Source organism: Vibrio toranzoniae, from assembly GCF_024347655.1.
Classification (GTDB): Bacteria; Pseudomonadota; Gammaproteobacteria; order Enterobacterales; family Vibrionaceae; genus Vibrio; species Vibrio toranzoniae.
In genome coordinates, this window is the sequence record NZ_AP025514.1 from 1551998 (window position 1) to 1578309 (window position 26312).

Annotated in this window: 31 protein-coding genes and 1 pseudogene; 8 read left to right on the top strand and 24 right to left on the bottom strand. The window is 42.1% G+C overall.

Annotated features, from left to right (window positions below):
* Window positions 1-5: 5 nt before the first annotated feature.
* Together OCU50_RS06740 and OCU50_RS06745 are read left to right on the top strand one after the other, a co-directional pair.
* On the top strand, window positions 6-3134 hold the full coding sequence (locus OCU50_RS06740) for an efflux RND transporter permease subunit (protein WP_201023947.1): 3129 nt from the start codon (window positions 6-8) through the stop codon (window positions 3132-3134).
* Window positions 3135-3145: 11 nt separating this feature from the next.
* Window positions 3146-4696, top strand: a complete 1551-nt coding sequence (locus tag OCU50_RS06745) for an efflux transporter outer membrane subunit (RefSeq protein WP_060467705.1) — start codon at window positions 3146-3148, stop codon at window positions 4694-4696.
* Between the two features lie 127 nt (window positions 4697-4823).
* On the opposite strand, the gene OCU50_RS06750 is transcribed toward OCU50_RS06745, so the two are convergent.
* From OCU50_RS06750 to OCU50_RS06820, 11 genes and pseudogenes are all read right to left on the bottom strand, one after another.
* Window positions 4824-5276, bottom strand: a complete 453-nt coding sequence (locus OCU50_RS06750; protein WP_060467706.1) for a hypothetical protein — start codon at window positions 5274-5276, stop codon at window positions 4824-4826.
* Window positions 5277-5346: 70 nt separating this feature from the next.
* Window positions 5347-5844, bottom strand: coding sequence for a peptide deformylase (gene def / locus OCU50_RS06755; protein ID WP_060467707.1), 498 nt, complete (start codon window positions 5842-5844; stop codon window positions 5347-5349).
* A 143-nt stretch (window positions 5845-5987) separates the two neighbouring features.
* Window positions 5988-6500 carry a GrpB family protein gene (locus OCU50_RS06765; protein WP_060467708.1) on the bottom strand — a complete coding sequence of 171 codons (513 nt, stop codon included), beginning with the start codon at window positions 6498-6500 and terminating at the stop codon, window positions 5988-5990.
* Window positions 6501-6701: 201 nt separating this feature from the next.
* Window positions 6702-7696: pseudogene (locus tag OCU50_RS06770) on the bottom strand (IS3 family transposase).
* Window positions 7697-7767: 71 nt separating this feature from the next.
* Window positions 7768-8403 carry a LysE family translocator gene (locus OCU50_RS06775; RefSeq protein ID WP_060467709.1) on the bottom strand — a complete coding sequence of 212 codons (636 nt, stop codon included), beginning with the start codon at window positions 8401-8403 and terminating at the stop codon, window positions 7768-7770.
* 159 nt (window positions 8404-8562) lie between these two features.
* The gene (dfrA, locus tag OCU50_RS06785; RefSeq protein ID WP_060467710.1) at window positions 8563-9036 is read right to left on the bottom strand and encodes a trimethoprim-resistant dihydrofolate reductase DfrA; all 474 of its coding nucleotides are present in this window, start codon (window positions 9034-9036) and stop codon (window positions 8563-8565) included.
* Between the two features lie 157 nt (window positions 9037-9193).
* Window positions 9194-9541 (bottom strand): DUF3024 domain-containing protein, encoded by a 348-nt coding sequence (locus OCU50_RS06790; protein WP_060467711.1) that lies wholly within the window; start codon window positions 9539-9541, stop codon window positions 9194-9196.
* Between the two features lie 192 nt (window positions 9542-9733).
* Window positions 9734-10021, bottom strand: a complete 288-nt coding sequence (locus OCU50_RS06795; RefSeq protein ID WP_060467712.1) for a type II toxin-antitoxin system RelE/ParE family toxin — start codon at window positions 10019-10021, stop codon at window positions 9734-9736.
* The gene (locus tag OCU50_RS06800; RefSeq protein ID WP_011080399.1) at window positions 10018-10299 is read right to left on the bottom strand and encodes a type II toxin-antitoxin system Phd/YefM family antitoxin; all 282 of its coding nucleotides are present in this window, start codon (window positions 10297-10299) and stop codon (window positions 10018-10020) included. Before OCU50_RS06800 ends, OCU50_RS06795 begins: the two co-directional genes overlap by 4 nt.
* A gap of 436 nt (window positions 10300-10735) precedes the next feature.
* Entirely contained in the window at window positions 10736-10966 is a 231-nt protein-coding gene (locus OCU50_RS06810; protein WP_060467713.1) for a hypothetical protein, read from the bottom strand.
* A gap of 78 nt (window positions 10967-11044) precedes the next feature.
* Window positions 11045-11584: a hypothetical protein gene (locus OCU50_RS06820; protein ID WP_060467714.1), complete on the bottom strand. Its 540-nt coding sequence runs from the start codon at window positions 11582-11584 to the stop codon at window positions 11045-11047.
* A gap of 188 nt (window positions 11585-11772) precedes the next feature.
* On the opposite strand from OCU50_RS06820, the gene OCU50_RS06825 reads away from it, so the two are divergent.
* A complete protein-coding gene (locus OCU50_RS06825; RefSeq protein WP_157769186.1) occupies window positions 11773-11940 on the top strand; it encodes a hypothetical protein in 168 nt (55 codons plus the stop codon).
* A 1-nt stretch (window position 11941) separates the two neighbouring features.
* On the opposite strand, the gene OCU50_RS06830 is transcribed toward OCU50_RS06825, so the two are convergent.
* The 10 genes from OCU50_RS06830 to OCU50_RS06890 all read right to left on the bottom strand — a co-directional run bounded on the left by OCU50_RS06830 (window position 11942) and on the right by OCU50_RS06890 (window position 21453).
* Entirely contained in the window at window positions 11942-12208 is a 267-nt protein-coding gene (locus OCU50_RS06830) for a hypothetical protein (protein ID WP_167350333.1), read from the bottom strand.
* A gap of 575 nt (window positions 12209-12783) precedes the next feature.
* Window positions 12784-13257: a hypothetical protein gene (locus OCU50_RS06835; protein WP_060469831.1), complete on the bottom strand. Its 474-nt coding sequence runs from the start codon at window positions 13255-13257 to the stop codon at window positions 12784-12786.
* Between the two features lie 118 nt (window positions 13258-13375).
* Window positions 13376-14152 (bottom strand): hypothetical protein, encoded by a 777-nt coding sequence (locus tag OCU50_RS06840; RefSeq protein WP_060469829.1) that lies wholly within the window; start codon window positions 14150-14152, stop codon window positions 13376-13378.
* 136 nt (window positions 14153-14288) lie between these two features.
* The gene (locus tag OCU50_RS06845) at window positions 14289-14891 is read right to left on the bottom strand and encodes a DUF922 domain-containing protein (protein ID WP_060469830.1); all 603 of its coding nucleotides are present in this window, start codon (window positions 14889-14891) and stop codon (window positions 14289-14291) included.
* A gap of 660 nt (window positions 14892-15551) precedes the next feature.
* The gene (locus tag OCU50_RS06855; protein ID WP_060469809.1) at window positions 15552-16073 is read right to left on the bottom strand and encodes a hypothetical protein; all 522 of its coding nucleotides are present in this window, start codon (window positions 16071-16073) and stop codon (window positions 15552-15554) included.
* 1201 nt (window positions 16074-17274) lie between these two features.
* The gene (locus OCU50_RS06865) at window positions 17275-17820 is read right to left on the bottom strand and encodes a GNAT family N-acetyltransferase (RefSeq protein WP_060469810.1); all 546 of its coding nucleotides are present in this window, start codon (window positions 17818-17820) and stop codon (window positions 17275-17277) included.
* Between the two features lie 1104 nt (window positions 17821-18924).
* Complete coding sequence (locus tag OCU50_RS06870) at window positions 18925-19266, bottom strand: hypothetical protein (protein WP_060469836.1); 342 nt, start codon at window positions 19264-19266, stop codon at window positions 18925-18927.
* A gap of 147 nt (window positions 19267-19413) precedes the next feature.
* Window positions 19414-19851, bottom strand: coding sequence for a GIY-YIG nuclease family protein (locus OCU50_RS06875; RefSeq protein ID WP_021458337.1), 438 nt, complete (start codon window positions 19849-19851; stop codon window positions 19414-19416).
* A gap of 195 nt (window positions 19852-20046) precedes the next feature.
* A complete protein-coding gene (locus tag OCU50_RS06880) occupies window positions 20047-20247 on the bottom strand; it encodes a hypothetical protein (RefSeq protein WP_060469837.1) in 201 nt (66 codons plus the stop codon).
* A gap of 696 nt (window positions 20248-20943) precedes the next feature.
* Window positions 20944-21453, bottom strand: coding sequence for a J domain-containing protein (locus OCU50_RS06890; protein ID WP_060469838.1), 510 nt, complete (start codon window positions 21451-21453; stop codon window positions 20944-20946).
* A 199-nt stretch (window positions 21454-21652) separates the two neighbouring features.
* Between OCU50_RS06890 and OCU50_RS06895 the strand changes: the two genes are divergently transcribed.
* Together OCU50_RS06895 and OCU50_RS06900 are read left to right on the top strand one after the other, a co-directional pair.
* On the top strand, window positions 21653-21790 hold the full coding sequence (locus tag OCU50_RS06895) for a hypothetical protein (RefSeq protein ID WP_167350336.1): 138 nt from the start codon (window positions 21653-21655) through the stop codon (window positions 21788-21790).
* Window positions 21759-22037, top strand: a complete 279-nt coding sequence (locus tag OCU50_RS06900) for a type II toxin-antitoxin system RelE/ParE family toxin (RefSeq protein WP_046225271.1) — start codon at window positions 21759-21761, stop codon at window positions 22035-22037. The genes OCU50_RS06895 and OCU50_RS06900 overlap by 32 nt, the downstream gene beginning before the upstream one ends.
* Before the next feature lie 374 nt (window positions 22038-22411).
* Here the strand turns inward: OCU50_RS06900 and OCU50_RS06905 are convergent, their stop codons facing one another.
* Both OCU50_RS06905 and OCU50_RS06915 read right to left on the bottom strand, forming a co-directional pair.
* Entirely contained in the window at window positions 22412-22663 is a 252-nt protein-coding gene (locus OCU50_RS06905) for a hypothetical protein (protein WP_208600115.1), read from the bottom strand.
* A gap of 62 nt (window positions 22664-22725) precedes the next feature.
* Window positions 22726-23145: a GNAT family N-acetyltransferase gene (locus OCU50_RS06915; protein ID WP_060469832.1), complete on the bottom strand. Its 420-nt coding sequence runs from the start codon at window positions 23143-23145 to the stop codon at window positions 22726-22728.
* 188 nt (window positions 23146-23333) lie between these two features.
* On the opposite strand from OCU50_RS06915, the gene OCU50_RS06920 reads away from it, so the two are divergent.
* Together OCU50_RS06920 and OCU50_RS06925 are read left to right on the top strand one after the other, a co-directional pair.
* Entirely contained in the window at window positions 23334-23555 is a 222-nt protein-coding gene (locus OCU50_RS06920; RefSeq protein ID WP_060469833.1) for a hypothetical protein, read from the top strand.
* Window positions 23556-24801: 1246 nt separating this feature from the next.
* Entirely contained in the window at window positions 24802-24975 is a 174-nt protein-coding gene (locus OCU50_RS06925; RefSeq protein WP_167346773.1) for a hypothetical protein, read from the top strand.
* A gap of 482 nt (window positions 24976-25457) precedes the next feature.
* Here the strand turns inward: OCU50_RS06925 and OCU50_RS06930 are convergent, their stop codons facing one another.
* Window positions 25458-25841, bottom strand: a complete 384-nt coding sequence (locus OCU50_RS06930; protein ID WP_060469814.1) for a hypothetical protein — start codon at window positions 25839-25841, stop codon at window positions 25458-25460.
* Between the two features lie 189 nt (window positions 25842-26030).
* Between OCU50_RS06930 and OCU50_RS06935 the strand changes: the two genes are divergently transcribed.
* Window positions 26031-26210, top strand: coding sequence for a hypothetical protein (locus tag OCU50_RS06935; RefSeq protein WP_060469813.1), 180 nt, complete (start codon window positions 26031-26033; stop codon window positions 26208-26210).
* Window positions 26211-26312 lie beyond the last annotated feature (102 nt).

Genomic DNA, 26312 nt, shown 5'->3' on the forward strand with positions numbered 1-26312 from the left:
CCATGATGAATCTAGCTGATTTCGCGATCAAACAACGCACCTTCATCCTGTTTTTCACTGCATTGAGTGTTATCGCAGGCCTGTTTTCTTATTTTGATTTGGGCAAACTTGAAGACCCAAGCTTCACCATAAAAACCGCCGTGGTAGTGACCCTATATCCTGGTGCCTCAGCCGAAGAAGTGGAACAACAAGTCACGGACACCGTCGAAACCAAGCTGCAAGGAATGGCATCGTTAAACCGACTTCGTTCATTGTCTCGCCCAGGTATATCAATGGTGTTTGTAGACTTGAAAGAGTCACTAAACTCCAAACAGCTACCACAAGAATGGGACTTGCTACGTCGTAAAGTATCAGACATGAAATTACTCCTACCTACTACCGCCCAAATCAGCGTAGTACAAGATGAGTTCTCTGAAGTGTATGGCATGCTTTTTTCAATACACAGCAATGATGCGTCCCCTGTTGAACTTCGTCGTTATGCAGAAGAGTTACAGCGTCGGATTAAAACTGTAGACGGAATTAAGAAAGTGGAATTGCACGGTGTTCAACCTCGCGTGGTGCATATTGATATTCCAGACGAGCGATTAGCTCAATACGGTTTGTCGATGGCTCAAGTTTGGAGCCAACTGAACACGCAGAACACCACGTTTGATTCCGGTAAATTCTCTGCAGGCAGTGAGCGCATTCGTGTTCACCAATCGAGCCAATTTACTTCGCTCACGGACATTAAAAACTTGATGATCAAGGGCGGTGTGAGTGAGCTTGGCATCGGTCTATTGCGCCTTGGCGATATTGCTGATGTGACTATGGGTTATCAAGAACCAATGATGACGGCAAATCGTTATAACGGGGTGCCAGCAGTAACACTCGCGGTAAGCCCTGTCTCCGGCGTGAACGTCGTATCTCTGGGGGACGACATCAACCGAATTGTTAAAGAGTTCCAAACGTCACTGCCATTGGGTGTCAAAGTCGCAACTGTTGCCAACCAACCAGAAGAAGTTCAAAAATCGATCGATAACTTCGTTAACAACCTGCTTGAAAGTGTCGCGATTGTATTTGTCGTATTATCGATTTTCATGGGCTTAAAGAGTGCAACGATTGTAGGTTCAAGTCTACTATTGACGATTCTACTAACGTTAATCTACATGAATATCGCCGCTATCGATTTACACCGTGTATCTTTAGGCACGTTTATCCTCGCTCTTGGCATGTTGGTGGATAACGCGATTGTGATTACCGACATGATGATCGTGAAGATTAACAAAGGTATCAACCGCACTGTTGCGGCCATCGATTCAGTTAAAGAAACAGGAATGCCGCTATTTGGCGCGACAGTTATCGCCATTATGGGTGCAAGTCCGGTTATATTTTCTCAGACAGACGCCGCCGAATTTGCGAGCTCAGTATTCTTAATCATCGCCTCATCGTTACTGCTGTCTTGGCTCGTGGCCATGACGTTCACTACCCTAATGTGTTGGATGTTCATCAAACCAACCAAACAAAAAACCGATAACAAAGTGAGCTTGTACCGCAAGAGTGTTAACTGGACAGTCGATAACCCAATGAAAGCATTGACTGGCCTCATTCCGCTGATTCTAGTGACGGCGTTAGCTATTCCAAACATTGCGATTAACTTCATTCCACAAGCGGATCGCCCAATCTTGCTCCTCGATTATTGGTTACCGAATGGTGCAAAGATAGAACGAACCTCGCAAGACATGAAACGCATTGAATCTTGGTTATTAGAGCAGCCGGAAGTGACCAATATTTCAACCTATGTCGGAGCTGGTGCGCCGCGCTTCTCAGTCACCATAGAACCAGAACCATTCGATCCCGCTTATGGTCAGATCTTGATTAATGCGGCCGATTATCCATCACTCAGTGCGTTGGTTACTCGTGGTGATAAATGGTTAGCGAAAGAATTTCCAGACGCTGAACCACGATTCAGAGGTTTAAAGCTCGCCACTTCAGATAAATTCAGTGTCGAAGCACGTTTCTCTGGTCCTGATGTTGCCGTGTTACATGATTTATCGAACCAAGCGAAAGCCATTTTTGAAGCACACCCTGACACCAAATACGTGCGTGACGACTGGCGCCAAAAAAGCAAAGTACTTGAGCCGATAATCAACCAAGACAAAATTCGTCATGCTGGTATTGATCGAGCAGACATAGCATTCGCGATGAAACGTGTTTCTGAGGGCATGCCTGTTGGCCAAATGAACCTAAACGATGAAATAGTGACAATTCAAGTCCGTGGAATTGAAAGCTCAATTGAATCGTTAGAAACGTTACCCGTCCGCTCACTACTTGGTTTACACAGCGTACCACTTGGCCAAGTTGTCGATGGGTTTGAACTCACCAGCGAAGAAACCATGATTTGGCGTCGTGACCGCGTAAAAACCATTACCGCGCAAGCAGGAGTTGGTCGTGACACTACGCCAGCAGCAGTAAGGAACTCAGTGATTGATGATATTGAAGCTATCGCGCTCCCACCGGGTTACAGCATGGAATGGGGAGGCGAATACTACGACGAACACAAAGCCGTCAGCGATATTCTTAAGCAACTTCCAAAAGCAACCTTGTTAATGGTAATCATCTTGGTCGCAATGTTTAACGGTTTCAAGCAACCCGTCATCATCTTTGCTACGCTGCCGTTAGCGGCAACAGGTGCAACATTCAGCTTATTATTATTAGATAAACCCTTTGGTTTTATGGCGTTGATTGGCGCAGTAACACTCACCGGTATGATCATCAAAAACGGCATCGTGTTGATGGATCAGATTGAACTTGAGCGTTCTAATGGTCGTTCGTTATCAGATGCAATCAAAGAAGCAACCGTGAACCGTACCATGGCCATTTCGATGGGGGCATTAACCACGGGCCTTGGCATGATCCCACTGTTAACCGATTTGCTGTTCGACCAAATGGCCGCAACCATCATCGGTGGTCTCGCCGCGGCAACGGTATTGTCACTGTTCGTGATGCCAGCATTATACAAACTCTTCTATCGTTCAGAAGAGAGGGTAACTACGGGAAACGAAATCATTAAAGACTCAATTACTGTGCATGATGAGACACCCAATTTCACAGAACGTGGAGCCACAAACACCAACCAGTCAAACATTAATCAATAAGGAGCATAAACATGTATCTATTACCTCGGTTTAAAGCGGCTCCTATTGCCTTAGCATTGCTGCTTACAGGTTGTGCGGTTGGCCCAGATTACCAAGAGCCACAAACAACGATGGCTAAAACTTTTCTGTACAATCAAGATAGCGAGAGCCACAGCGAAACAAGCGAACAAGACAATCACTGGTGGGTGCAGTTTAATGATGCAACGTTAAACCAATTAGTGAGAGATGTTCAAAGTCAAAACATCCCACTCAAATTGGCGGCAGAACGTATCAACATGGCTAGCTCGTACAAAAGTGTTGTAGCGTCATTTAAAGTGCCAACGGTGAATATTGGTGGCGGCTACTACAATATTCAGCTAAGCGAGAACGACTCCCTACTCGGCCCTGTATTTGGCGCTTCTAACGCGGTTGAATCAACGACCGGTATATCGCTACTTGACGCGCAACACGACGGCGGTTTCTTAGGGGCAAGTATCGCATGGGAAGTGGATTTATTCGGACGTATCGATAGACAATCCAACGCCGCAACGATTCGAGTAGAACAAGCCGAGATATTCCAATCGGGGTTGAATACGCTGATTACCGCAGACGTGATTCACAATTACCTACAATATCGTGGGGCACAAGAACGTAAAGCAATTGCGATGGACAATATCCAAGACCAACAACGCACACTTGAACTGGTTACCAAAGTCGTTCGTAGCGGTTATGGCTCGGAGTTAGACCTAGCTCAAGCAAAAGCGATGCTTGCCGCGACAGAATCGATTGTTCCGCAACTAGAAATTGCAGAACAAGTTCACAAACAGCGTATAGCAGTATTGTTGGGAGCATCACTCTCGAACGTCAACCAACGCCTAGCGGGCGAATTTACCTTGCCACGAATGAATGATGTCATCCCAACAGGCTTACCTTCTGACTTGTTAGAACAACGCCCTGACATTCGAATCGCGGAACGCGAAATGGCCGCGATCAATGAAGAACTTGGCGCTAGCATCGCCAATCGTTATCCAAAGTTCTTCCTAACTGGTACACCAGGCGTGACTGCGGGAAGCTTTGATGACTTGTTCAGCAGCGACTCTTTTGGTTGGGCAGCATCCGCAGGCATTAGCTGGAATGTGTTTGATGGTGGTCGAGGTGAAGCTATGATCGAGATGAACGGAGCAAGGTTTCGCTCAGCTGCACTTAATTACCAACATTCGGTAGACAGTGCATTAACAGAAGTAGATTCAAGCCTGTTCGCCTATGGCCGCAGTCAAGAGAACCAAAAACGTATTGATGAAGCCACCCTAGCCGTCGATGGCGCGGTCAGTAAAGCCAAGTCATTATATAGAGCTGGCCTAGTGGATTACTTATCGGTATTAGATGCACAGAGACAACAAAAAATGATGCAAGACCGCCAAGTGGCCGCCAAACTTCAAACAGCCAGCACCACCATTGCTGTATACAAAGCCTTAGGCGGAGATTGGCAAGTAAAGCCGAAAGTAAACGCCTCTGAACAGACAGCAAAAGAAGGTCAAGCAACATACAAAACACCTAGCAACAAACAGAGCATCGAGAGTTAGAGTTGATTAAATAAGCAGCGACAGCTTACTTGCATGGACAATTAGATCCATAAAAAATACCGCTGATGATCTCGGCGGTATTTTTGTATTTAACGGTACGCATCTGGAAGTCTCTGCCGGCCTAAGTCTAATGAATACGCACTTTTCCAATTGGGTTTAGACGGCTAAATCGATACTTAGGGTAATATATCCAAAATAGTTCTTTGTTCTTAGAATCTTGAGCTATTAATAACTCAACCTCACCAGTATTAGTAACAATACGCACTTTACTTTTAGATAATGGGGCCGTTCTATTCATCTTCACGTACTTCTTATTTTTCAAAGAATCTAACAATTTAGATGCTTCAAACTCTTCATGTGCCTCAATGACGAAACTAGACGCACTCAACTCTTCAGAAAGGAGCCATCTAATTTGATATTTTTGAGAAAAAAACAGAACAATACTAATGAACGCGACTCCGATTAATAGTATTGACGCTTTTCCATTCTTATGCCAAACGCCAACAAACATTGCTGAAAGTAAGCTGACAATAAAAACTAAGGCGGTAACCGTGAACCAAATATCTAAATAATTACCCATAACTCCCCTGTTCACAAACCATCTAATTCAGTAGCAAACAACACGATATGACACACTTAAGAATACAAAATCAACCTTTTGCGTGCTTTTTAACCTTTTTCATGGCCATTTGACGCTTAAGTGGAGAAAGGTAGTCAATAAACAAATTGCCCGACAAATGATCTATTTCGTGCTGCATTACGATAGCTAAGAAATCATCGCTTTCTATGGTAATTGGCTTACCTTCGCGATCTAAAGCAGACACAACAACTGAAGTAAAACGCTCTACGTCTGCATAGTAATCAGGAACTGATAAACAACCTTCTTGACCTAATGCTTTATCTGAGCCACTAACCACTTCTGGGTTAATCAAAATTAACGGTTCATCTCGACTTTCTGAAAGATCGATAATAACAACGGCCTCTTTATGACCAACTTGAGTCGACGCCAAACCTATACCATTGTCAGTCGCATATAACGTTTCCAACATATCGTCTATTAATGTTTGTACCGTCGACAGATCTTGCACCTTTTCCGCTTTAAGCTTGAGCCTTGGGTCTGGTGCAGTCAGAATTTCTAAAACTGCCATATTTACCTTCTAGTCCTTGGAAGAAATTAACATCCAATTAAGTAGTGAGCAACGCAATACAAAGCCACCGCATAACACCTTAAACACATAAATCAACGCATAGTGAAAATGCCATGCGTTGCGAATCTGCATTAAACGCTTTGTTATGTGAGTAGTTTCCACTCTAGCGCTTTGGCCTCGTGCTCTTTGATAAAACTATCCTTGCCGTCACAATATATCTCAATATCGTGGTTACATTGAGCTGCTACCTTTCTCTTAAGTTGCGCATAAGACTCGAGAGCTTCGGGATGAGCGGCAAGGTAATCACGAAACGCTAAATGACGGTAAACATGATTGTCACCCTTTACAAAGGCATGAATCTGATGAGTTCTATCGTCGCCGCCCTTTCGATAGTACCTTCTGCCCGAGATCCCAAATTCTCCCATGACTTCATATCCGAGAGATTCAAACTTCGACTTGTGAGTATCAAGTTCAGACAGTGAGCAGCACTCTATAAGGATGTCAATTATTGGCTTAGCCGCCAAGCCATTAACCGAAGTACTGCCTATGTGATGGATACCCTCGATAGCGCTACTCAACGTATTAACCAAAGCATGCTTCTCGTTCTCAAATTGATTCGACCAGTCCGGATTATAGTCAACGACTTCGACTTTCATATAGATAGTTCCATTAAATATCAGTCAATTACAAGGCTTGTCACATACAGGGGCTCGCAAGCACATAACGCCAAATTAATGTGTGAACAACGCTTATACCTTAGCTAAACCATTGTGCCGTAAACACTAAATTCAAAGCAAACCGAAAATGCCGAGCGTTGCGAATGATCTTCACCCGATAAAATGGACACCCTATTATCTTTAACCCGTCGCTACTTCATATTCATGCTGGGTTCGATATCCAAGACTTGAGTGCAGTCTATAACGGTTATAAAAATGCTGGATATTCAGAACCTCTGTCGGTATGAAACAATAAACGCTCTTGTGGCTTTCGATTTCTAATTGCCATTCTCAACGAACTCATCGTTAGCTGTGTACTCTTCTTACTACCAAGCGACCAACCGACGATTTTACGCGAGTAAAGATCGATAACGACCGCTAGATACATCCAACGTTTACCTTGCTTTATATACTTTAGATCTCCAGACCATTGTTGATTAACTGCCGTTGGTTTTGGTGTGTCTTTTTTAATATTCTTAATCGATTGATAGAACCGATGTAGCTTGGCCATTTTCATGTAAATGCGATAGCTTCGTGCTCTTAGCCCTTGCTCTCTCATGATCCGAGCCACACGCTTGCGGCTAACCGAAACTCTTTGGCGCCTCAGCTCGGCATGAACTCGTGGACTACCGTAAGTCTCTCGACTCTGGGTAAACACTTTAATTATCCGCTTCTTCAAAGCCAGCTCTTCTTGATCGTAGCGGCTTGGCTCTCTATCAAGCCATACGTAGTAACCCGACTTAGAAACAGATAGAAAACGGCACATCAATACAATGGAATAACGCGTTTTGTAATGGGCTATGAATCGGAATTTTGTCGATTTTCTTGGGCAACGAACGTTGCCACTTTTTTAGCAAGTCATTCTCGATCTTAAGTTGTTCGTTCTGACGTTCAAGCTCCGCAATCCGACTAGACTCAGCTTTCTGACTCGGGATCTTAGTCCTTTTCTTACGTTTATCTTCCAAAATACCCCCTTCTCTATAGTCCTTTCGCCATTTAGAAAGCATATAAGGATGGATATCCAATGATAGCGCCACGCTTTTTGTAGCTCCTTCTCGAAGCTAAAGTCGGACGGCAGTTACCTTAAATTCCGTGAGATATTGTTGAGTTTTTTTACCTGATTTATAAGCTGGCATAAACACCTCCAATTGCTATTGAAGGTGTCCACTAGATCGGGTCAATTACAGAATCTGCCTTAAACGCTTTGTTAGGGCTTGAAACTCTCAGCAACAAACTTACTACCCATTGACCCCATTAATACACCTGAACCTTTGTTGATGTAGGACTTAAATCGTAAATAACTGGCTTGGGCCTTTGGACTCGATAGCAAAATAGACACTAGGAAGTACCAAGAAAAATTTAAGACAAATACACCAACAACTAATATTGATGTTGTATGAACAGGAACTTTCACGGGTAACATGGCTGCAAACACACTGCTAAATACAATTGCAGTCTTTGGATTACTTAACTGTGTCGCCAAGCCAAGAACTACCGCCTTAAAATGAGTTGGTTTGCTAGTTAACTTTGCGTCAGCAGAAACAACTTTGCTTTTGCTCACGCTCCACATTCTCACCCCCAGATAGCATAGATATAGGCCACCAAGAACTTTGAAAGCTACGTAAAACTCAGGCACAGCGTCAAAAAGTGCAATGAGCCCCATTGAGGCAATAAATGCAAATGTACTTGCCCCCAAGCCTAAGCCTATAGAAATACACATGGCTTCAGATCTAGATTTTGACATAGCTGTTTGCGCAACCAAGATAAATGAAGGGCCTGGTGTCATCGCGCCAAAGAGTAACAGCGTAGCGATTGGCAGTAGAAATAAGTATTGCTCCAACATTTATAATCATCCTTGTACTAACTTGCGTGATTGAGCCCTAACGCCCTATTAAGGGAGGGGTGAGCAACGCAATACCGATGCCGCAGCAAACCACCTTAATCACTTAAACAAACGCATAGTAAAAATGCCACGCGTTGCGAATCCCTCTTAAACAGTTTGTTAGCCCTTTGCCCAAATTTGGTACGTGTAGTCAATATTTGAACTGAAACTTTGCTCAAATTTTTGCTTGAAGCCCTGTGGAACTGGAGGAAAAAACACATCGCCAGAGATATGCTTGTGAATCACTGAAAGATGGATAACATCTGCTTGATCGATTAAAGCTTTGTATATTTCACCACCACCAGAAACACAGACATGTGCTGTCGCGTTGTTTAGGTAAACTAATGCCGATTCAACACTTGCGAAATACACAACATCAGGATCATTCGAGATGATTTCAGAACGAGTAACCACGGCATATTTTCTATTCGGAAGTTTACCCATTGAGTCGAATGTTTTACGACCGACTAGAAGCCATTGGTTGTAAGTCATGGCTTTGAATAGGAGTTGCTCGCCTTGTACACGCCAAGGTATATCCAATCCAGAACCAATTACTCCATTCTCGGAAACCGCTGCCATAAGGGATATCTTCATTTTTCCTTCTGAGGGCTAACGCCGCGTTAAATGGTGAACAACGCGACCACTAAACCTAAGCCATTGTGACATAAACACTTAAACTGAAGTAAGCCAAAAATGCCAAGCGTTGGGAATCCTTCTTGAACGCTTTGTTATGTACGTGGTTGACGCTAGCCTAGCCCCAGAAACACCCATAAGCATCAGCATCGAGTATTTCGAAGAACACCTCTAAAAATTTCACTTCAGGAATTGGTTCATAGGAATGCCATTTTAAGTCTGATTTCATCCAGTATATTTTCCACTCGTCACGTGACTTGTAGTATTTAACTTTAGCTACTGGTCGTTCGATCTTTTCTGATGGATCATTCCATTTCGGGCGGATCTCGAAAATTTCAATTACCTGCCCTTCTAAGCGATACCCAATATCAAGTTGATTACGGATTTCTACTGGTGGTCGGCAAGAGTCGAGATACTTTTCCACTGCCTTTTCGTAGCGCTTTTGTTCTATTTCTGAAAATGCCATATTTATCACCTAACCCTTTATTTAAGCTAAGTTTACGATCTACTTTCATATGTATCTAGGTCAATTTTCTTGAAAGTACATAACGCCGCGTTAAGTAGTGAGCAACGCCACCTTAAACACAAAACCCAACGACGGAATGAAAAATGCCATGCGTTGGGAATCTGTCTTAAACGCTTTGTTATAACACAATTGCTACACGTCACTTTCCGTTAAAATCTGACGACAGTTCCGTACCGTAAGAACGCGAATTTCATGGCTAAGGCTATATATGATGCGATAGTGACCAAACAAGATTTCGCGATAATTGGTATGAGGTAGCTCAGGAATCATTCGCCCCATCTCAGGCATACTTGAGAGAAGGTCTGTTTTATCGAAGACTTCATTGACCCAGTTTTCTGCCGCCACTGGATTATCTAGTGAAATAAACTCGGCTGCATCACCTAACTTTTGTAATGCTAGTGGTGACCAGACTACTTTCATTTCTTAATGCGCCCCAATACTTGAGCACGAGCGTCTTCATTGGAAACACCTAAACCTGAAGCTAATTGTGCTTCAGCAGTACGCATTTCTTCCAGTAACTCAATCTTCTCTTGCATTGCTTCATATTCCGCAACATCAAGGACAACCGCAACACCTTTACCACGTTGCGTGATTACTAATGGTCTTCGAGTTTCGTTAATCTGTTTAATAAATGACGTTACGCCAGCACGAAATTCAGATAAAGGCTGAATATCTTGATCAAAATGGATACGGCTCATATTGAACTCCTAATAGTACAATTTAACGTACAAATAATAGTTCAACTAACCAATTTGAGCAATAGCTTGATTTTGAGTTATAACGCTAAGCTAAGTAGTGAGCAACGCAATACAAAAGCCACCGCATAACACCTTAAACACATAAATCAACGCATACTAAAAATGCCACGCGTTGCGAATCTGTCTTAAGCGCTTTGTTAGTTTGCCACCGCGATGTAGCCAAAGGCTTAGCGCCAAGATGCTGAATTAATTATGAAACTACTGGCTTTCGACGCAAAAGTAAAATGAGCAGCTCAGAATTTAAACCCAACCAACAAAACAAACTTGGCTAAGAAACGACATACGACAAATAACCACGATTTGAAGCGCTTTAACTGGCAAAGGATTCATTCGACTTACCTGACAACCAAGTGCGACCAAGCCATTTATAAGCACCTTAGCCACCAAGACAAAGAAAACGCATCAAAGAACTAACAGCAATGTTAGAGCCAGTAAGTGACTCACTCACCGCAAACACTTCCGACATAGCACCACCGGAAAGTTCGTGAAATTGAAAAACTAACAGGTGAATAGCTAGAACGCAGAACAACGCTTTTAGACCACAAACGCTTTTCTGCTCTTTGCAAACTAACGCCCAATTAAGGTGTGAAGCACGCGACCACGACACTTAATTTGACCATCCTAAACACTGGACTTAACCCAAACCAAAAATGCCAGGCGTGCTGAATCACTCTTAAATTGTTTGTTATGTCTTTGAATCAATGGTACCGATACTCGAAGTAAGAGTTTCAAATACTGAAATTCCGAACTTTTGTAACAGGTAATGGTAAAAAGTGTCTACTTGCTCATATGCATGTAAAGAAAAGTTTGGGTCTAAGAGTAACTCCCATTCTGCTTTCATGTTTAGCTTGGCTTCAGTAAGGTTAGAAGCTGATTTAACAACTTCAACAGGCTTGCTATGAGCAATTTCATTTCTGATATCTTTGAGTTTTAAAATTGACATCAAAGGCTCTGTTTCAAAGTCTAGTGGTTCATTTATCGCTTTGTATATTTTCTCTAGCTTTTGATGCCAATTTTGTCTTTCTTTCCACCCACTAACCTTTTTGCCACCAACAAAGTTCAGTATAGCTTCAACAGAAAATGCCAAGGAAACAATACTGTTTATACAATAGTAATCTAAATCCGCCTCATCCCCAGCAGTTAGTTTATCTGTTAATAACTCATGATTGACCAAAGCTAAGCTTTGTAGTGTTTGATGTGGATATATACGAACCTTTTGAGACATAAACTCCTCCTGAGACATAACGCTAAGCTAAGTAGTGAGCAACGTAATACGAAGCCACCGCATAACACCTTAAACACATAAATCAACGCATACTAAAAATGCCACGCGTTGCGAATCTGCCTTAAGCGCTTTGTTAGTTTGCCACCACGATGAAGCCAAAGGCTTAGCGCCAAGATGCTGAATTAGCTATGAAACTACTGGCTTTGAACACAAAAGTAAAACGGGCAGCTCAGAAGTTAAATGCAACCGACAAAACGCACTTGGCTAAGAAGCGACATACCACGAATAACTACGGTTTGAAGCACTTTAACTGGCAAAGGATTCGTTCGACCAACCTGACAACCCAATGTGACTAAGCTATTTGTTAGCGAATGAGCCGCCAAGACAAAGAAAATGCACCAAAGAATTAGCAACAATGTTAGAGCCAGTAAGTGACTCACTCACCACAAACGCTTCCAACATAGTGCCACCGGAAAGTTCATGAGATTGGAAAACGAACAGGTGAATAGCTAGAACGTAGAACAAAGCTTTTATGCCACAAACGCTTTTCTGCCCTTTACAAACTAACGCTAAGCTAAGTAGTGAGCAACGTAATACGAAGTCACCGCACAGCACCTTAAACACATAAATCAACGCATACTAAAAATGCCGCGCGTTGCGAGTCTGTCTTAAGCGCCTTGTTAGTTTGCCACCGCGATAAAACCAAAGGTTTAGCGCCAAGATGCTGAATTAGCTATGAAACTACTGGCTTTGAACGCAAAAGTAAAACGGACAGCTCAGAATTCAAACCCAACCAACAAAACAAACTTGGCTAAGAAGTATTTCGTAGATGCCGACAGCCACAAATGCAATTTTCAATGCTCCCGCTTAACTTTTAAAACCAAAGAAGCAGCGCGCAAGAACATTGAGAAATGAACCTTACTAACACGAGAGAAATGAGTAACACAGAAGCCAATCAACCGAAAAACTGGCTACGCGAGATGCCTATTTCGATGAAAAGTCTTTGGGAAATAACAGGTGAATAGCTAGGACGCAGAACAAAGCTTTCAGACCATAAATGCCTTTCTGCCCCTTGCAAACTAACGCCGCATTAAGTGGTGAGCAACGCAGACCACCGAACTCAAAGTATTGTGCCGTAAACACCTATTTTGAAGCAAACCAAAAATGCCGAGCGTTGGGAATCCGTCTTAAATGCTTTGTTATATTTTACTTTCTACGTAGCTTGGAACATCAATTTTTTGTCCACCTTGAGAAAAGTGGAGATCAAATGCATAAGCTAACTTCTCTAGCGGTGCTTCGTTATAACCAACACTTTGAACCTCGGTGATGTAGCGTTGCAAAAAGCCAATAGCACCAAAAGTCTTCCATTGGGCAACATGCACCAACTCGTGAAAATGCAAACGTAAGTTCTTGGCGACACTCGGAACAATATAGTAAGTGTTCTTGTATGTTATGCCTTGGACTTCCATATCAAGAAAATCACCTAGACCCGCTTGGCGTAATTCTGGAAAATTTGGTTTTGGGATACTATCAACGACTACAAAATATGAGTCAGCTAGAAACTCTTCAGAGTAAAAACCAGCAAATTCAGTCGCAAACAACGCACAACTTTGCCGTTGACTAGAAAACCTTTCATTAGTTAAATCAATCCATTCTTCGATTCTGTTTAGCACGATGAACTCCAATAAAATATAACGCCGCATTAAGGTGTGAGCAGCGCTTGCCTATACTTTGAGCGAAGCGAAAACGGCAAGCGTTGCGAATCACTCTTAAATGCTTTGTTATGTGAATTTACACAGTGTTGTAATCGAACTTTTGAAACCTAACCGCTTCTTCTTTGAGACTAGACCAGTCAAAGGAGTATTTTTGTTCTTCTGGCCAATCCGAAGGGAAGTCGATGAGCAGATAACCGCCGATTCCAGAACGAAGAGAGTGGTAAGTATCGCCAGCCACACCTAAGCTTCGTGTCGCTGCGAAGCTTTCTGTTTTAAACTGAGCCGAAATTAGAATTTGTAAAGCCGCAAAGGCATTTAACAAATTCTCAAAGCTAGCCTGTTTAAAGTTATCATGACGATCATGTTTGCTCGCATTATATGCTTGATACCAACTGAGCGAATTACCATTACGCCAGGCTTTAAAAGGCTCAAACAAACAATGTTCCCCTTCCCAAACTGGATATTGCACCTTATAAGAAGACAGTCGATGACTTACGTTTACTTTTTGAAAATCTCGAATGTTCCAAGACGTTTCTTTACGCGGTTTGCCATTACTTATGGGTGTATAGATATTTTCTTTCAGAATGGCCCTAAAATTAGCCTCAATCTCAATACATGTCCTCATTAAAAGTTCATGAATCCGGAAACTATGGGTCTTCATATTTGTATCTGAGGGCTCTACAAATTCAAAAACTTCCTGCAAGTCATCTTGCAACATCATGAAAGCTCGGATGTAGTGAGTCGGATTTTGAGAGAAGTCCTTATCTATAATATATGCCCAACTGCTATACCCTGCATTTGGTCTATCAACCATCGCTCTTACATTGCGATGAAAGGGTTTATCAATACTCATACACTCTCCAATTCACATAACGCCGCATTAAGTGGTGAGCAACGCAGACCACTGAGCCTAAAGCATTGTGCCGTAAACACTAAAGTTGAAGCAAACTAAAAATGCCGAGCGTTGGGAATCCGTCTTAAATGCTTTGTTATATGCGTGGTGACATTGGCACGAAAGGTATTTCGCATATTTTTAAGTAAGGCTCCTCACCAAATGGAGACTCTGCTAATTCAATTTCTCCATGCGATGTATAAACGTCAAACAGCGCATTACTTTCCACTAAGTCACCTTCAAGTTCAGTGACTCTATCATTAGCACTACTGCACCTTCCGCGCTGCCCACCTTTGAAGGCTAAATAAATTTCATGCATCGACTTAACTGCAAGAGCACAATGAATCTGCTCATGTCGATAGAGCTTTTCTAGATATAGGCGAAACTCCTCCGCTGATTCAACTGAAGTCTTAGACATTTCGAACTTCGGAAGTGTATAGGTAACTTCCAGCTTAAATTCATTAATTTCGCAAGTATCATCATTCGTATTGAAGTCATATTTCCACGCGGTGTACCCGTCAAAGCCTTCATTTACGAGAAACTCAGGTCTAGCGTTAAATGAGCGTTCAATTTCTTCAACACTATTCCCGCTAACCTCATACACTTCGAACTTTTTTTGGAAGGGAAAATCTACCTTGACGTCAGCATTAGCCTGACTGGACGCCATTAAGCAACATATTGAAAGTACTATTTTTTTCATCATCTTCCTTGAAGCATATAACGCTAAGCTAAGTAGTGAGCAACGCAATACGAAGCCACCGCATAACACCTTAAACACATAAATCAACGCATACTAAAAATGCCACACGTTGCGAATCTGCCTTAAGCGCTTTTGTTAGTTTGCCACCACGATGAAGCCAGAGGTTTAGCGCCAAGGTGCTGAATTGGCTATGAAACTACTGGCTTTAAACGCAAAAGTAAAACGGACAGCTCAGAATTTAAACCCAACCAACAAAACAAACTTGGCTAAGAAGACTTTCGTAGATGCCGACAGCTACAAATACCATCTTTCAATGTTCCCGCTTAACTTTCAAAACCAAAGAAGAAGCGCGCAAGAACATTGAGAAATGAACCTTACTAACACGAAAGGATTGAATGACACGAAAGCCAATTAACCGAAAAATGGGCTACGCGAGATGCCTATTTTGATGAAAAGTCTTTGGGAAATAACAGGTGAATAGCTAGAACGCAGAGCAAGGCTCTTAAACCACAAACGCTTTTCTGCTCCTTGCAAACTAACGCCCGCTTAAGTGGTGAGCAACGCAATGCGATGTTTCTGCACACCACTAAATCACCAAAATCAACGCATGACAAAAATGCCACGCGTTGCGAATCCGTCTTGAAGCGTTTGTTAGGCTACTTAGTCGAATACTGTTTCATCAAAGTACTTTCGACTAATTGAACCATCGTCATGTGTCTGGGTCACGATCAAGATCTGATTTATCTCTTTTACATCAAGATTAGTTTTTACCCAGTTACCCCCAACTCTCTGCCAGTCTACGCTATACAAACCAAAGTCACACCGGTATTTCCACATAACACCATCGTCAAGAACATAAGACACAAATACTTCAAATACATTTTCTTTATATACTTTCATAATCTTTGGTGAACGCCCCATTACAGTCGCTATAACGGCTTTACATACTTGACTTTCATCAAAATTTTCTACTGAAAGGTTACCCTTTTTCTTGGGAGGTGCTTTTTCTTCTGCAATAATTTTATTTTCTGCATTCAAAAAGGATTCTTTGTTAACAATTCGCTCTTGGGCAATTTTTTCTAATGTAATGCTTTGCTCATGACGATATTGATTAGAAATCATGAATAAACTTGCTAATAAAACAATCATTATTCCAGTTATCGAATAGAAAATAATTCTCATAGCTAACTCTCTGCTGTAGCCTAACGCTAAGCTAAGTAGTGAGCAACGCAATACGAAGCCACCGCATAACACCTTAAACACATAAATCAACGCATACTAAAAATGCCGCGCGTTGCGAGTCTGTCTTAAGCGCTTTGTTAGTTTGCCACCGCTATGAAGCCAGAGGTTTAGCTCCAAGGTGCTAAATTGGCTATGAAACTACTGGCTTTGAATACAAAAGTAAAACGAACAGCTTAGAATTTAAACTCAACCAACAAAACAAACTTGGCTAAGAAGACTTTCGTAGATGCCGACAGCCACAAGTGCAATTTTCAATGCTCACACTTAGCTTTCAAAACCAAAGAAGCAGCGCGCAAGAATATTGAGAAATGAACCTTACTAACACGAAAGAAATGAGTAACACGGAGGCCAATTAACCGAAAAGCGGGCTACGCGAGATGCCTATTTCGATGAAAAGTCTTTGGGAAATAACAGGTGAATAGCTAGAACGAAGAACAAAGCTTTCAGACCATAAACGCTTTTCTGCCCTTTGCAAACTAACGCTAAGCTAAGTAGTGAGCAACGTAATACGAAGCCACCGCATAACACCTTAAACACATAAATCAACGCATACTAAAAATGCCACGCGTTGCGAATCTGCCTTAAGCGCTTTGTTAGTTTGCCACCACGATGAAGCCAGCTGTTTAGCGCCAAGGTGCTGAATTAGTGATGAAACTACTGGCTTTGAACGCAAAAGTAAAACGAGCAGCTTAGAATTTAAACCCAGCCAACAAAACGCACTTGACTAAGAAGCGACATACGACAAATAACCACGGTTTGAAGCACTTTAAATGACAAAGGATTCGTTCGACTAACCTGACAACCAAGTGCGACCAAGCTATTTACAAGCACCTCAGCCACCAAGACAAAGAAAACGCACCAAAGAACTAGCAACAATGTTAGAACCAGTAAGTGACTAACGCACCGCAAACGCTTCCAACATAGTGCCACCGGAAAGTTCGTGAGATTGAAAAACGAACAGGTGTAAAGCATAAAAACCGGACTAGGCTCTTAGACCACAAATGCTTTTCTGCTCCTTGCAAACTAACGCCCTGTTAAGGTGTGAGCAACGCAATACCGAAGCCACCGCAAACCACCTTAAACACCAAACGCAACGCACAGTAAAAATGCCACGCGTTGCGAATCACTCTTAAACAGTTTGTTATGCGCTGCCCAAAGGCTTGGCTAATAACCCATAAATTTCGGAATCTGATACAATCCCGTTAACTTCCCACCGCTGCTTTAGAAAGCCTTCTTTAACAAACCCTAACCGTTCCAAGGCTTTACCTGAAGCAATATTGTCTGGATCTATCTCAGCTTCAATTCGACGTAAATGCAAGTTTTTAAAGGCGTGTTCAATTAGCGCAGTTCCCGCCTCGAGCACAATACCTTTACCCCAGAAATTACGGCTGACGCCAAAACCAATTTCTGCGCGCCTAGACTCTTTCGCATGGTTAAATAGCATAATCTTGCCCAGAAGTTGACCAGTACTCTTTAGGTAAATACCTAGAATCACTTCTGTATTACTATTCATTGCCTGTACGCTATTAGCTATAAATAATCTAGCCTCATCAATTGAAACCCAGGGACTAGAGTTCCAATATTTCATGACTTCATGGTCTGAGAATATACCAAACAGATCGCTTGCATCTTCTTCGACTAAAGCTCTTAGTATTAGTCGTTCCGTTTCAATTTTTGTTGTTAACATTTAGAGACTAACCTTTTGTTTTTTTATTGGCGCATAACGCTAAGCTAAGTAGTGAGCAACACAATACGAAGTCACCGCATAACACCTTAAACACATAAATCAACGCATACTAAAAATGCCACGCGTTGCGAATCTGCCTTAAGCGCTTTGTTAGTTTGCCACCGTGATGAAACTAGAGGCTTAGCGCCAAGGTGCTGAATTAACTATGAAACTACTGACTTTGAACACAAAAGTAAAACGGGTGGCTCAGAAGTTAAACCCAACCAACAAAACACCCTTGACTAAGAAGCGACATGCGGAATATAACCACGGTTTGAAGCGCTTTAACTGACAAAGGATTCGTTCGACTAATCTAACAACCAAGTGTGACCAAGCCATTTGTTAGCGAAATTAGTCACCAAGACAAAGAAGACGCACCAAAGAACTAGCAACAATGTTAGAACCAGTAAGTGACTAACGCACCGCAAACGCTTCCAATACAGTGCCACCGGAAAGTTCGTGAGATTGGAAAACGGACAGGTGAATAGCTAGAACGTAGAACAACGCTTTTAGACCACAAACGCTTTTCTACCCTTTGCAAACTAACGATGAGTTAAGGCGTGAGCAACGCAATACATCAGTCACTGCAGACCCCGTAATCACTTATATCAACGCATAGTAAAAATGCCACGCGTTGTGAGTCGCTCTTGAACGTCTTGTTATATTAGTGACCAAAGCTTCATGATATCGCACTATCAATCTTTCACGCGCTCAATTGCCCTTTGGACACGCAAAAATCGAAGCTGAGGCAGCGGAAAATGCCTTACCTCAAAGCACAGCTCGTTCTGATTTTAATCGCAAGCGTATTAACCAGACGAGCTGTGCTTTGAGGGTAGCATGAGAATGCCCCCTGCTCACCCTTATTTTCGCTTGTAAGAGGCACACTCGATCTTACGTAATACTTTGAATTCAAAGCGTTACACCTTAAACTTAGTAAACGTCACTATATAACGCCCGCTTAAGTGGTGAGCAACGATACCACGATGCTCAATTGTTGCACCGTAAACACAAAAGCCAACTTAAGCCAAAACCGCCGAGCGTTGCGAATCCGTCTTAAAGCGTTTGTTATGCGCGTACTTCACCATTAAGTGATTCAAGATATTCTTCTAGTTCTCTGGATCTAGATTTTGATATAAACAGCCCTACTGGCTGCAACAACACAATAGCCAATATGATAGAACTTAGGATGACATTGCCGTAAACGAAACCGACTATTACATTAATCAACAACCCTATCATTACGACAATATAGCGCCAATATTCAACATTTAACTCGTAGGTGTTTCGTTCAGTGTTGTGAGATATTGATACTGGGTATGACAACAGAGAAAGATTAACAAATATGCTCTTATTCCGCATTTTTGCTTTAAACCCACGTTTTAGTAACTCTTCTAACAACTTATTCATTCGATATCCTTTTTGAACGATATAGCGCATAACGCCGCGTTAAGGGGTGAACAACGCGACCACCTAGCCTAAACCATTGTGCCGTAAACACTAAAGCCGAATCAAACCGAAAATGCCAAGCGTTGAGAATCCCTCTTAAACGCTTTGTTATGAGTATTTTGGTTTCCGCCGCCTTTTTCTTTGTTCCAACCAGAGCTCATATTTTCCTTTAAATAGAACCTTGAGCTCTTGATTTGATAGAGGCTTCATTTTGTCAAAGTCAGCTGGTGGCACACCAACTAATTTCTCATCCCAACTTTTAGGATAGTCCTCGTTAGAGATACTAAAGCCAGCCCCACGTACTTTTGAAAAACCTTTTAACTTGGCAATACGCAAAGTGCATTGAGTTTCAACCAGTTCGGACTTCCACTTAGTCTTTGGGAGTATTTCACTACAATGGACAACTTTAATTGGTCTATGTTTTTTCGTCCAAGCTGAACCAACCTTGTCGCCCATTTTAAAATGAGTCCAAAGCCTCAAGCCAATGTCTTCAGCGATGCCAACGTAATAATTTTGATTTTCTAGTTCTAAAACATAAACGTACATACTGATGAATACTCATAACGCCGCATTAAGTGGTGAGCAACGCAGGCCACCCTACCTAAACCATTGTGCCGTAAACACTAATGCTGAATCAAACCGAAAATGCCAAGCGTTGGGAATCCGTCTTAAATGCTTTGTTATGTTTTTAGTCGTGTATCAAAAGAATATCTGGGTTCGCCATGCCTCAAACAAACACCATTAAACTTCTGGAAAGATGAAGAAATAAAAACCACCATAAAAGAATACGAAAAGAAGAAATGTGAAAAATCCTGCCCAAAAATGAGGCCTATTTTCATAATAATCAATCCATCCGCCAGCAAAGAAAATAGATTTATATACAATAGCATGAAGAAGATTTAACGCAGATACTATTGCTGCAATTAGGAATATTTCTTCCATTTAACACCTTCACATTCAAATTAAACATAACGCAAAGCTAAGTAGTGAGCAACGCAATACGAAGCCACCGCATAACACCTTAAACACATAAATCAACGCATACTAAAAATGCCACGTGTTGCGAATCTGTCTTAAGCGCTTTGTTAGTTTGCCACCACGATGAAGCCAGAGGTTTAGCGCCAAGGTGATGAATTGGTTATGAAACTACTAGCTTTAAACACAAAAGTAAAACGGGCGGCTCAGAAGTTAAACCCAACCAACAAAACGCCTTGGCTAAGAAGCGACATGCGGAATATAACCACGGTTTGAAGCGCTTTAACTGACAAAGGATTCGTTCGACTCACCTGACAACCACGTGCGACCAAGCCATTTGTTAACGAATTAGCCGCCAAGAAAAAGAAAACGCACCAACGAATTAGCAACAATGTTAGAGCCAGTAAGTGACTCACTCACCGCAAACGCTTCCAATATAGTGCCACCGGAAAGTTCGTGAGATTGGAAAAGGAACAGGTGAATAGCCAGAACGCAGAACAAGGCTTTTAGACTACAAACGCTTTTCTGCCCTTTGCAAACTAACGCCGCATTAAGGTGTGAGCCACTTAACCACAGAACTCAATTTTAACACCATAATCACTAAACTTAACCCAAACTGAAAATGCCAAGCGTGGGGAATCACTCTTAAATGCTTTGTTAGGTTTATTTTTTCTTCAAAATGTCATAAGCACTATTTATCAACTTCATCATATCATCGCTTGTTTCAGAGCTCTGAGATTTATCACCATGAAATATATGAGATAGTCGTTTATAGTTTTTCTTGATTAGTTGTAAATCACTGCACCCCTCAGGAACACCTAGAATTGCATATGGAGAAAAGTCGTTTAGCCCGTTAGACCTAGTACTTCGTGGATTATTTCGAGAGAGCTTCTCTAACTGCTCAATTTCTTTTTCAAGTGCATCTATAGTTTCCTGCAGCTCTCGATTTTTGTGATGTAGCCTAGCAACTTCCTCTTTCTGAGTCTGTTGCCATTTTTCAACTGCAATCACACTATTTTTTGCGCGAATCCAGTCTAAGTAAAAATACCCTTGCTCTTCTAGATCATCCAAAATTACATCAGCGCCATCATTATCATATATTGCAATGTAATCTGACTCTTTTCTCAATATGTGGAATTTGAACTCATTTCTTCGTCTACCAAAACTTCTCACTGGAACTCCTTATAAACCTAACGCCGCGTTAAGTGGTGAGTAACGCAGACCACTGCACTTAAAGTATTGTGCCGTAAACACTTAAGTTGAGGCAAACCAAAAATGCCGAGCGTTGGGAATCCGTCTTAAACGCTTTGTTAGTTGCCCTGGCCTGACGCTAGTGCTAACATTTGTGTGTACATTAATTTAGGAGCAACTCATGGACACTAGAATTCAATTTCGTGTTGATGACGAAATCAAACGCTTAGCTCAGCAAAAGCACGAATGGCTGAACGAAAAGCAAAGATTCGTAGCCGAGGTCAACAATGATTTTATGGGAAGAAGAATCGCTAAATGATCGTGAGAAGATCTTTGAGTTTCTTTATGACTTCAACCCTGATGCGGCAGACAAAACTGACGAAATTATCGAAGCTAAAGTAGAAAATTTACTTGAGCAACCATTAATGGGTGTTCAACGTGATGGTATTCGAGGACGATTACTAATTATCCCCGAAATCTCAATGATCGTTTCTTACTGGGTTGACGGCTCAGCGATTCGCGTAATGCGAGTTCTACACCAGAAGCAAAAATTCCCTACCGACTGATTGTGGTCGGTGGGCAAACTAACGCTAAGCTAAGTAGTGAGCAACGTAATACGAAGTCACCGCATAACACCTTAAACACAGAAATCAACGCATACTAAAAATGCCACGCGTTGCGAATCTTCCTTAAGCGCTTTGTTAGTTTGCCACCGCGATGAAACTAGAGGTTTAGCGCCAAGATGCTGAATTGGTTATGAAACTACTGGCTTTGAACGCAAAAGTAAAACGAGCAGATCAGAATTAAAGCCCAACCAACAAAACGGACTTGGCTAAGAAGCGACATACCACAAATAACCACGGTTTGAAGCGCTTTAACTGGCAAAGGATTCGTTCGACTCACCTGACAACCAAGTGCGACCAAGCTATTTATAAGCACCTTAGCCGCCAAGAAAAAGAAAACGCATCAAAGGACTAGCAACAATATTAGAACCAGTAAGTGACTCACTCACCGCAAATACTTCCGACATAGTGCCACCGGAAAGTTCGTGAGGTTGGAAAACGGACAGGTGAATAGCTAGAACGTAGAACAAGGCTTTTAGACCATAAATGCTTTTCTGCCCTTTGCAAACTAACGCTAAGCTAAGTAGTGAGCAACGTAATACGAAGCCACCGCATAACACCTTAAACACATAAATCAACGCATAGTAAAAATGCCGCGCGTTGCGAGTCTGTCTTAAGCGCTTTGTTAGGTTTATGATTTCCACTTCATTAGATGATAACTTGCCGCACCATCATCCACCGTTTCGGCAATTGTAAAGCCCTGAGATAAATAGAACTCAGTGGCATTGCCATTTTTACTAAGACACTTGAGGCTTAAGCTTGGATGCCTTTGTTTCGCGAGATCTAGCAGCTTTAAGCCTACACCGCCACGTAAGTTACCTGGACTCACAAACAAGTGGTGAATGAAGTTGTCAGGCTCCCAAATTGAGACAAAACCGACGACTTTGTTTGATTCAATTGCTACCCAAAGACTTTCACCCTCTGTATCCCGTTCAAAATCTGACAGCTCAAATTCAACTGTATCCAACCATTTAAAGGTTGCTAGTCGTGATCCTAGATACAGCTTCTTTACAGCATCTAAATGATGAGATTGAAATCTTATTATTTCCATGAACTTACCAACAAACCTAACGCTAAGCTAAGTAGTGAGCAACGCAATACGAAGCCACCGCATAACACCTTAAACACATAAATCAACGCATACTAAAAATGCCGCGCGTTGCGAGTCTGTCTTAAGCGCTTTGTTAGTTTGCCACCGCGATGAAACCAGGGGTTTAGCGCCAAGGTGCTGAATTAGTTGTGAAACTACTGGCTTTGAATGCAAAAGTAAAACGGACAGCTCAGAATTTAAATACCACCGACAAAACGCGCTTGGCTAAGAAGCGACATACGACAAATGACTACGGTTTGAAGCGCTTTAACTGGCAAAGGATTCATTCGACTAACCTGACAACCAAGTGCGACCAAGCCATTTATAAGCACCTTAGCCACCAAGACAAAGAAAACGCACCAAAGAACTAGCAACAATGTTAGAACCTGTAAGTGACTAACTCACCGCAAACGCTTCCGACATAATGCCACCGGAAAGTGCGTGAGATTAGAAAACGAACAGGTGTAAAGCATAAAAACCGGACTATGCTCTTAGACCACAAACGCTTTTCTGCCCTTTGCAAACTAACGCTAAGCTAAGTAGTGAGCAACGCAATACGAAGCCACCGCATAGCACCTTAAACACATAAATCAACGCATACTAAAAATGCCGCGCGTTGCGAGTCTGTCTTAAGCGCTTTGTTAGTTTGCCACCGCTATGAAGCCAGAGGTTTAGCGCCAAGGTGCTGAATTGGTTATGAAACTACTGGCTTTGAATACAAAAGTAAAACGAACAGCTTAGAATTTAAACTCAACCAACAAAACGCACTTGGCTAAGAAGACTTTCGTAGATGCCGACAGCCACAAATGCAATTTTCAATACTCACACTTAACTTTCAAAACCAAAGAAGCAGCGCGCAAGAACATTGAGAAATGAACCTTACTAACACGAAAGGATTGAATGACAGGAAAGCCAATTAACCGAAAAACGGGCTACGCGAGATGCCTATTTCGATGAAAAGTCTTTGGGAAATAACAGGTGAATAGCTAGAGCGTAGAACAAGGCTCTTAGACCACAAACGCTTTTCTGCTCCTTGCAAACTAACGATGAGTTAAGGCGTGAGCAACGCAATACATCAGTCACTGCAGACCCCGTAATCACTTATATCAACGCATAGTAAAAATGCCACGCGTTGTGAGTCGCTCTTGAACGTCTTGTTATATTAGTGACCAAAGCTTCATGATATCGCACTATCAATCTTTCACGCGCTCAATTGCCCTTTGGACACGCAAAAATCGAAGCTGAGGCAGCGGAAAATGCCTTACCTCAAAGCACAGCTCGTTCTGATTTTAATCGCAAGCGTATTAACCAGACGAGCTGTGCTTTGAGGGTAGCATGAGAATGCCCCCTGCTCACCCTTATTTTCGCTTGTAAGAGGCACACTCGATCTTACGTAATACTTTGAATTCAAAGCGTTACACCTTAAACTTAGTAAACGTCACTACATAACGCTAAGCTAAGTAGTGAGCAACGCAATACGAAGCCACCGCATAACACCTTAAACACATAAATCAACGCATACTAAAAATGCTACGCGTTGCGAATCTGTCTTAAGCGCTTTGTTAGTTTGCCACCGCAATGTAGCCAAAGGCTTAGCGCCAAGGTGCTGAATTAGCTATGAAACTACTGGCTTTGAATGCAAAAGTAAAACGGACAGCTCAGAATTCAAACCCAACCAACAAAACAAACTTGGCTAAGAAGTCTTTCGTAGATGCCGACAGCCACAAATACCATCTTTCAATGTTCCCGCTTAACTTTCAAAACCAAAGAAGCAGCGCGCAAGAACATTGAGAAATGAACCTTACTGGCACGAAAGGATTGAATGACACGAAAGCCAATTAACCGAAAAACTGGCTACGCGAGATGCCTATTTCGATGAAAAGTCTTTGGGAAATAACAGGTGAATAGCTAGGACGTGGAACAAGGCTCTTAGACCACAAACGCTTTTCTGCTCCTTGCAAACTAACGCCGCGTTAAGTGGTGAGCAACGCCAACCACCTTGCCTAAACCATTGCACCATAAACACTAAAGCTGACTAAGACTCAGAATGCCGAGCGTTGGGAATCCGTCTTAAACGCTTTGTTAACTGTTTTTAGACTTCAGGACAAAGTCTTTTTCTCTAGTTGGTCCATTGATTCTATTAATTATTTCATTTGTGAGAGTTAAGTCCCGCTTGATATTTTGCCCATTTATATTGAAGTGTAGCTCTGACTTGGAACCAATAACTAACGTTGATACGTCAAGACTACGCTCTTTTGAACCTTCTACACAAATTATGTTGTTTTGAGCAATTCAGATATAGGAAAACGGTACGATTCACCCGCAACCAAACCTCTTTCAAATAGAGTATGGAATAGCCTGTCACCACTTTTTCCTTTTTCATGATGAACATGAACGTTTTTCAGCAAAGTACATGAATAGTTCGAACGTTTGAAAAAACGTTCCTTAACTAAGATGGATATGTCTAGAACGAAAACTCGTTCACTTTCTGAAGTCGCCGTGACCGTTATCTCATCAAGTCCAGAAGTGATAAAAATATTACAAGTCCTACTTAAGCTTTCAGATATCTTATAAGACTTCAACGCAGCGAATGCACTGCATATTGCTGCAATTGTAGCTAAAGATGTCAAAACTAAATTCCAATCAATAATGCCCATACTTCCTCAAAAACAGTTAACGCTAAGCTAAGTAGTGAGCAACCGTAATACGAAGTCACCGCATAACACCTTAAACACATAAATCAACGCATACTAAAAATGCCACGCGTTGCGAGTCTGCCTTAAGCGCTTTGTTAGTTTGCCACCGCGATGAAACCAGAGGTTTAGCGCCAAGGTGCTGAATTAACTATGAAACTACTGACTTTGAACACAAAAGTAAAACGGGCGGCTCAGAAGTTAAACCCAACCAACAAAACGCACTTGGCTAAGAAGCGACATACGACAAATGGCCACGGTTTAAAGCGCTTTAACTGGCAAAGGATGCGTTCGATTAACCTGACAACCACGTGCGACCAAGCCATTTGTTAGCGAATGAGCCGCCAAGAAAAAGAAAACGCACCAACGAACTAGCAATAATGTTAGAACCAGTAAGTGACTCACTTACCGCAAACGCTTCCAACATAGTGCCAC